The following is a 7,023-nucleotide window of genomic DNA, read 5'->3' as shown; positions in this document are numbered from 1 at the left end:
CGCCGACGACGGCCGGGCGCCGCGCGCCGCCGCCCGGCCCATGACCCGGCCCGTGACCCGCCACCCCGAGACGGAGGCACCGTGCCGCGTTTCGTGACCCGGCGCCTCGGCGCGCTGGCCGCCACGCTCCTCGTGTCGAGCTTCCTCATCTACGCGGCCATGTACGCCGCGCCCGGCACGCCCGAGAGCTTCCTCGTCCAGGGCAGGACCGTCAGTCCCGGCGTCCTCGCGTCCATCCGCGCGCAGTACGGCCTGGACGACCCGTTCCTGCTGCGCTACTGGCACTGGCTGACCGGCGTGCTCGGGGGCGACCTCGGCGAGTCCCTCACCACGCGGCAGGACGTCGCCTCGCTGCTGGTGTCCCGGATCCCGACGACCCTCTGGCTCACGACGTACGCCGCCGTTCTCATCGTGGTGTTCGGCGTCGGCGCCGGGGTGGTCGCGGGCCTGCGCGGCGGGGCCCTGGACACCGGTGTCCTGCTCGGCTCAAGCGTGGGGTTCGCGATCCCCACCTTCTTCGCGGCCGTCCTGCTGATGAGCGTCTTCTCCGTGACGCTGGGCTGGTTCCCGGTCTTCGGCGCGGGCTCCGGGCTCCCGGACCGCGTACTGCACCTGACGCTGCCCGCCGTGGCGCTCGCGCTTCCGGCGGCGGCCGTCGTCGCGCGCATCACCCGCACCGCGGTGGTGGAGGAACGCGACGCCGAGCACGTGTCCGTCGCGCTGGCCCGCGGCGTCCCCTGGCGGGTCGTGGCGCGCCGCCACGTCGTCCGCAACGCGATGCTGCCCGTGACGACGATCGTCGGGGTGAACATCGCGGCCCTGGTCGCCGGGGCGGCGGTCGTCGAGCACGCCTTCACCCTCGACGGCGTCGGCGCCCTGCTCATCAACGCGGTGCAGCAGAAGGACTTCGCCGTCGTGCAGGCCGTGGCCCTCGTCCTTGTCGCGGTGTTCGGAGTCGTCAACCTCGTGGTCGACACCCTGTACGCGGTGATCGACCCGCGCGTCCAGCTCGGAGGTGAGAGCGCGTGAGCGCCGGAACGCTCGTCACGCCCGCACGGCGGCGGCGCGGCGCCGGCCTGGCGGGCCGGCTCGGCCCGCTCGGCGTCACCGCCGCCGCGGTCGTCGCGCTGCTGGCCCTGGCGGCGCTGCTCGCGCCCCTGGTCGCGCCGTACGACCCCGCCATCGGAAGCATCGTCCAGCGCTACCTGCCGCCCGGCCCCGAGCACCTGCTCGGCACCGACCAGTCGGGGCGCGACCTGCTGTCCCGGCTGCTGTTCGGCGCCCGGACCAGCCTGGCCGGCGCGGCCGTGGTCGTCCTGCTCGCCGGTGCCGGCGGCACCGTGCTCGCCCTGGTGGCCACCTGGTTCGGCGGGCGCGTGGACGCTCTCGTCGGCCGCGTGCTGGACCTGCTGTTCGCGTTCCCGAACCTGCTCCTCGCGATCCTCGTCGTCGCGGTGTTCGGGACGGGCCTCGCGCAGGCCACCGCCGCGCTCGCGGTCGCGTACATGCCCTACACCGCCCGCGTGCTCCGCAGCGTCGCGCTGCGCGAGCGGCGGCTCGCCTACGTCCAGGCGGCCGAGCTGCAGGGTCTGTCCGGGATCGTGGTGACCGGGCGGCACCTGCTGCCCAACATCGCGCCGCAGATCCTCACCGGGGCGGCCATCAACTTCGGCTACGCGATGATCGACCTCGCCGCGCTGTCGTACCTCGGCCTGGGCGTGCAGGCACCGACCGCCGACTGGGGACTGATGGTCTCCCAGGGGCAGGACTCCCTGCTCCAGGGCCAGCCCCAGCAGAGCCTGCTCGCGGGCACGTGCATCGTCGTCGCGGTCGCGGCGTTCAGCGTCATCGGCGAGCGGCTCGGCGGCCGCGGGGCCGGAGGCCGGGCATGAACCTCCTCGAACTCGACGACATCCGTCTCGACGTGCGGCACCGCGGCGAGGACCGGGCGATCCTGCGCGGCGTCTCGCTGTCCCTGTCCCCCGGCGAGGCGCTCGGCCTGGTCGGGGAGTCCGGATCGGGCAAGTCGATGACACTGCGCACCGTCCTGCGCACCGAACCGCGGGGAGCCCGCGTCTCGGGCCGGGTCACGCTCGACGGCGAGGACGTACGGCGCCTCGGCGCCCCGGAGCTGCGCCGGGTCCGCGCCGGCGCGCTGGCGATGATCAGCCAGGATCCGAGGGCCGCGCTGAACCCCCTGCTGCGCGTGTCGCGGTTCCTCGTCGAAGGGCTCCGCGACGCGCGCGGCGAGACCCGGGAGGCGGCCGATCGCCGGGCGCGCGACCTGCTCGCGCAGGTCGGGATCGCCGACGTCGACCGCTGCATGGACTCCTACCCCCACCAGCTGTCGGGCGGCATGCTGCAACGCGTCGTCATCGCCGCCGCCGTGGCGGGCTCGCCCCGGCTCCTGCTTGCCGACGAGCCGACGACGGCGCTCGACGTGACCACGCAGTCCGAGGTCATGGCGATCCTCGACGACCAGCGCCGCGAGCACGGCATGGCGATGCTCTTCGTCACCCACGACCTGGAGCTGGCCTCGGCGGTGTGCGACCGGATCGCCGTGATGTACGCCGGGGAGATCGTCGAGATCGCGACCCCCGAGCGGCTCCACGCGTCGCCGCGCCATCCGTACACGCGCCTGCTGCTCGACTCGCGGCCCAGCCTCACCACCAGGGCCCCGGTTCTCCCGGTCATACCGGGACGGCCCGTGGCCGCATACGAAGTGCGGGGGCGATGTGCCTTCTCGGGCCGCTGCCCGTGGGCGGCGCCCCGGTGCCTGGACGGCGAGGTGCCGCTCGTCCACGGCGACGGCCGGGCCGTACGGTGCCATCGGAGCGACGAACTGGCGGCCGAGCTCGCCCGCACGACAGGGACGGAGGCCTCCGAGTGAGCGACCCCACCGGGAACGTCATCGAGATCAGCGGGCTGCGCAAGGAGTTCGGCAGCGGGCAGGGGCGGCGGCGCCGCACGGTCCGCGCGCTCGACGACGTCAGCCTGAGCGTCGCCGACGGCAGCTGCCTCGCGGTCGTCGGGGAGTCCGGCTCGGGCAAGACGACGCTCGCGCGGATCCTCGTCGGCCTCGAAAGCGCGGACGCGGGAACCGTCGTGCTCGCGGGGCGCCCGGTGGCGCGGCGGCCACGCCGGGCGGAACGGCGGGCCCGCGCGCGAGACGTCCAGATGGTCTTCCAGGACCCGAACGGATCCCTGAACCGCCGCCGCACGGCCGGCGCGGCCATCGGGGAGGTGCTGGCGGCCCACCATCGGGTCACCGGCGCCGACGCCCGCCGCCGCGTCGCCGACCTGCTCGACCAGGTCGGCCTGCGGCCCGAGCACGCACGGGCGCTGCCCGGCGAGCTCAGCGGCGGGCAGAAGCAGCGGATCGCGATCGCCCGGGCGCTCGCCGCCGAACCCCGCGTCCTCGTGCTCGACGAGGCCGTGGCCGCGCTGGACGTGTCGGTGCAGGCACAGGTACTCAACCTGCTGGCCGAGATCCGGCGGGCCCACCGGCTCACCTATCTGTTCATCACCCATGACCTGTCCGTCGTACGGCAGGTGAGCGAGGAGGTCGTCGTCATGTGTCAGGGGCGGATCGTCGAGCGCGGGAGCACGGCACGGGTGCTCGACGACCCGCGGCACCCGTACACCCGCCTGCTGCGCGACAGCGCGCCCCGGCCCGGATGGCGCCCCCGGCGCGCCGCCGGCACCCCGGAGGTGGGCGCGTGAGCCGCGAGCATCTGCGGGTGGAAGGGGCCGACCCGAGGCGGCGCGGGCATGACCGCGGCCGGCGGACCGGCGCCGAGATCGTCCGGGCCTGGGGGACGTACTCGGAGCTCTTCGAGACCGCCGCCACGGCCGCGGGCGTCAAAGTGGACGTCCCCGCCCTGGCGCTCGGCACCGTCAGCGCCACCCGCGCGTGGGCGCCGGAACTCGTCGCCGAGATGGAGGGGGTCGCGGAGGGGGCCGGAGTGCCGCTGTGGATGGTGGCCGCGCTCAACGCCCGCACCGAGATCCTCGCCGTCGCCGGCGCCCCCCGCGCAGGCGAATGCTCCACAGTGGTCCACACCGGCACCCGTACCCTGGGGGGCCAGACCTGGGACTGGCATGAGGAACTCGCCGGCGCCTGGCACATCCAGTCGGTGAGCGGCGACGCGCTGGGGTTCACCGGCATCACCGAGTACGGGATCCTCGGCAAGATCGGCGTCAACGAGGCCGGGGTGGGAGTGCTGTTCAACATCCTCGGCCACGAGGACGACGGTGCGGGCGGCGTGCCCGTCCACCTCGTCGCCCGCAGGGTGCTCGGTGGCGCGGCGTCCTTCGCCGAAGCCGTCTCCATCGTGAGCGACGCCCCGGTGTCGGCCTCCACCGTGATGACGATCGTGACGGCGGGCCAGGTGGCGGCCGTGGAGCTCAGCCCGGCGGGCGCCGCGACCGTCCGCCCCGACGAGGAGGGGTGGCTGGTGCACACCAACCACTTCCTCGACCCGGTGCCGGCCGCGGGCGAGCTCCGCGGGCGGCTCGAACCGGAGACCTACGACCGGTTCCGCGTGCTGGACGGGCAAGTGCACGGGCGGCGCGGCCTCGACGGGGCCGGCGACCTCGCCGCCCTGCTGAACGTCCATCCGGACGGCGGCGCCGAGGTGTGCTGCCATGCTCCGCCCTCCGGTCGCCTCGGCACCCGGTGGGCCACGCTCGCCACGATCGCCGTGGACCCCGCCGCCCGCCGCCTCCAGGTGCACGACGGCGGCCCCTGCTCCGCCAACCCCTCGACCTGGACCACCCTCACCCCACCACGCACGAAGAACTGACCGCGCCCCTCCCCGCACGGGAGTCGCCGTGTTAGTGGACGCCCGCCTCGCGCATGTCGCGGAGCTCGCGTTTGAGCTCCTTGATCTCGTCACGGAGGCGGGCCGCGACCTCGAACTGCAGGTCGGCGGCGGCCGTGTGCATCTGCTCGGTGAGCGACTGGACGAGCGACTCCAGCTGGGCGCGGGGCATCTCGCCCACGATGGCCTTGGCGTGCTGCCCGGTCTGGCGGGAGGACAGGCCGGGGACGGGCGCCTTGCCCCGGCTCTGCTGGCGGCCACCGCCGAGAAGCCGCTCGGTGTCGGCGTCCTCCCTGGTGAGGGAGTCGAGGATGTCGGCGATCTTCTTGCGCAGTGGCTGCGGGTCGACGCCGTTGGCGAGGTTGTAGGCGACCTGCTTGGCCCGGCGGCGGTTGGTCTCGTCGATCGCGCGCTCCATGGACGGCGTCACGCGGTCGGCGTACATGTGGACCTGGCCGGAGACGTTGCGCGCGGCACGGCCGATCGTCTGGATCAGGGACGTCTCACTGCGCAGGAAGCCCTCCTTGTCGGCGTCGAGGATCGCCACCAGGGACACCTCGGGAAGGTCGAGGCCCTCGCGGAGCAGGTTGATGCCGACCAGCACGTCGAACTCGCCCTGGCGAAGCTCGCGGAGCAGCTCGATGCGGCGCAGCGTGTCGACCTCGCTGTGGAGGTAGCGCACGCGGATGCCGAGCTCCAGAAGGTAGTCGGTGAGGTCCTCGGACATCTTCTTGGTCAGCGTGGTGACCAGGACCCGCTCGTTCTTGTCGGTGCGCTCACGGATCTCGTGGACCAGGTCGTCGATCTGCCCCTTGGTGGGCTTGACGATCACCTCGGGGTCGACCAGGCCGGTCGGGCGGATGACCTGCTCGACCACCTCGCCCTTGCTGCGGCCCAGCTCGTAGGGCCCGGGGGTGGCGGAGAGGTAGACGGTCTGCCCGATGCGCTCGAGGAACTCCTCCCACTTGAGCGGGCGGTTGTCCATCGCGGAGGGCAGGCGGAAGCCGTGGTCGACCAGGGTGCGCTTGCGCGAGGCGTCGCCCTCGTACATCGCGCCGATCTGCGGAACGCTCTGGTGCGACTCGTCGAGGACCAGCAGGAAGTCCTCGGGGAAGTAGTCGAGCAGGGTGTTGGGCGCGGTGCCGGCCTCGCGGCCGTCGATGTGGCGCGAGTAGTTCTCGATGCCGGAGCAGGTGCCGACCTGGCGCATCATCTCGATGTCGTAGGTCGTGCGCATGCGCAGCCGCTGGGCCTCCAGCAGCTTGCCCTGCTTCTCCATGGTCGCGAGCGACGTCTCGAGCTCCGCCTCGATGCCGCGGATCGCCCGCTCCATGCGCTCGGGACCCGCGACGTAGTGGGAGGCGGGGAAGATGTAGAGCTCGGGATCCTCGGTGATCACCTCGCCGGTGAGCGGGTGGAGGGTCGCGAGCTTCTCGATCTCGTCGCCGAACATCTCGATGCGCACGGCGAGCTCTTCGTACTGCGGGATGACCTCGATGGTGTCGCCGCGAACCCGGAAGGTGCCCCGGGTGAAGGACAGGTCGTTTCGGGCGTACTGCATGTCGACGAGGCGGCGCAGGAGCTGGTCGCGCTCGATCTCCTGCCCGACCTTGAGCCGGACCATGCGGTCGACGTACTCCTGCGGGGTGCCGAGCCCGTAGATGCAGGAGACCGAGGCCACCACGACGGTGTCGCGGCGCGTCAGCAGCGAGTTGGTCGCCGAGTGGCGCAGGCGGTCGACCTCGTCGTTGATCGAGGAGTCCTTCTCGATGTAGGTGTCGGTCTGCGGGACGTACGCCTCGGGCTGGTAGTAGTCGTAGTAGGAGACGAAGTATTCGACGGCGTTGTTGGGCAGCATCTCGCGCAGCTCGTTGGCGAACTGGGCGGCGAGGGTCTTGTTGGGCTGCATCACCAGAGCCGGACGCTGCAACCGCTCGATGAGCCACGCCACCGTCGCGGTCTTGCCGGTGCCGGTGGCACCCAGCAGGACATTGTCCTTCTCTCCGGCCTTGACGCGCCGCTCGAGCTCGGCGATCGCGGTCGGCTGGTCACCGGACGGGGTCATGTCGGTGACGACCTGGAAGGGCGCCACCCTGCGCTGCAAATCTGTTACCGGCCTCACGTCTCCATAACCTACGCGGAGCCACCGACATTTCCCGGCCCGGTGGCCGGTGGACCGGAATCCCCGTCCATTCGCCCT

The 7,023-nt window shown here is 72.8% G+C and carries 6 protein-coding genes; 5 read left to right on the top strand and 1 reads right to left on the bottom strand.

The window, feature by feature from the left end; translation table 11 throughout:
• The 5 genes from AB0O34_RS28110 to AB0O34_RS28090 form a co-directional block, all read left to right on the top strand.
• Positions 1-1,029 (top strand): ABC transporter permease (locus AB0O34_RS28110; RefSeq protein ID WP_363920364.1); only part of this gene is annotated, 1,029 nt, incomplete at its 5' end.
• Positions 1,026-1,892, top strand: coding sequence for an ABC transporter permease (locus AB0O34_RS28105; protein WP_363920362.1), 867 nt, complete (start codon positions 1,026-1,028; stop codon positions 1,890-1,892). The genes AB0O34_RS28110 and AB0O34_RS28105, both read left to right, overlap by 4 nt.
• Positions 1,889-2,890 carry an ABC transporter ATP-binding protein gene (locus AB0O34_RS28100; RefSeq protein WP_363920360.1) on the top strand — a complete coding sequence of 334 codons (1,002 nt, stop codon included), beginning with the start codon at positions 1,889-1,891 and terminating at the stop codon, positions 2,888-2,890. The genes AB0O34_RS28105 and AB0O34_RS28100 overlap by 4 nt, the downstream gene beginning before the upstream one ends.
• Positions 2,887-3,723: an ATP-binding cassette domain-containing protein gene (locus tag AB0O34_RS28095; protein ID WP_363920358.1), complete on the top strand. Its 837-nt coding sequence runs from the start codon at positions 2,887-2,889 to the stop codon at positions 3,721-3,723. Before AB0O34_RS28100 ends, AB0O34_RS28095 begins: the two co-directional genes overlap by 4 nt.
• The gene (locus AB0O34_RS28090; protein WP_363920356.1) at positions 3,720-4,805 is read left to right on the top strand and encodes a C45 family peptidase; all 1,086 of its coding nucleotides are present in this window, start codon (positions 3,720-3,722) and stop codon (positions 4,803-4,805) included. Before AB0O34_RS28095 ends, AB0O34_RS28090 begins: the two co-directional genes overlap by 4 nt.
• Before the next feature lie 31 nt (positions 4,806-4,836).
• Here the strand turns inward: AB0O34_RS28090 and uvrB are convergent, their stop codons facing one another.
• The gene (uvrB, locus tag AB0O34_RS28085; protein ID WP_363920354.1) at positions 4,837-6,945 is read right to left on the bottom strand and encodes an excinuclease ABC subunit UvrB; all 2,109 of its coding nucleotides are present in this window, start codon (positions 6,943-6,945) and stop codon (positions 4,837-4,839) included.
• Positions 6,946-7,023: the final 78 nt, after the last annotated feature.

Source organism: Sphaerisporangium sp. NPDC088356 (assembly GCF_040685555.1).
Taxonomy (GTDB): domain Bacteria; phylum Actinomycetota; class Actinomycetes; order Streptosporangiales; family Streptosporangiaceae; genus Sphaerisporangium.
This window is presented reverse-complemented; position numbering and strand designations above follow the sequence as displayed.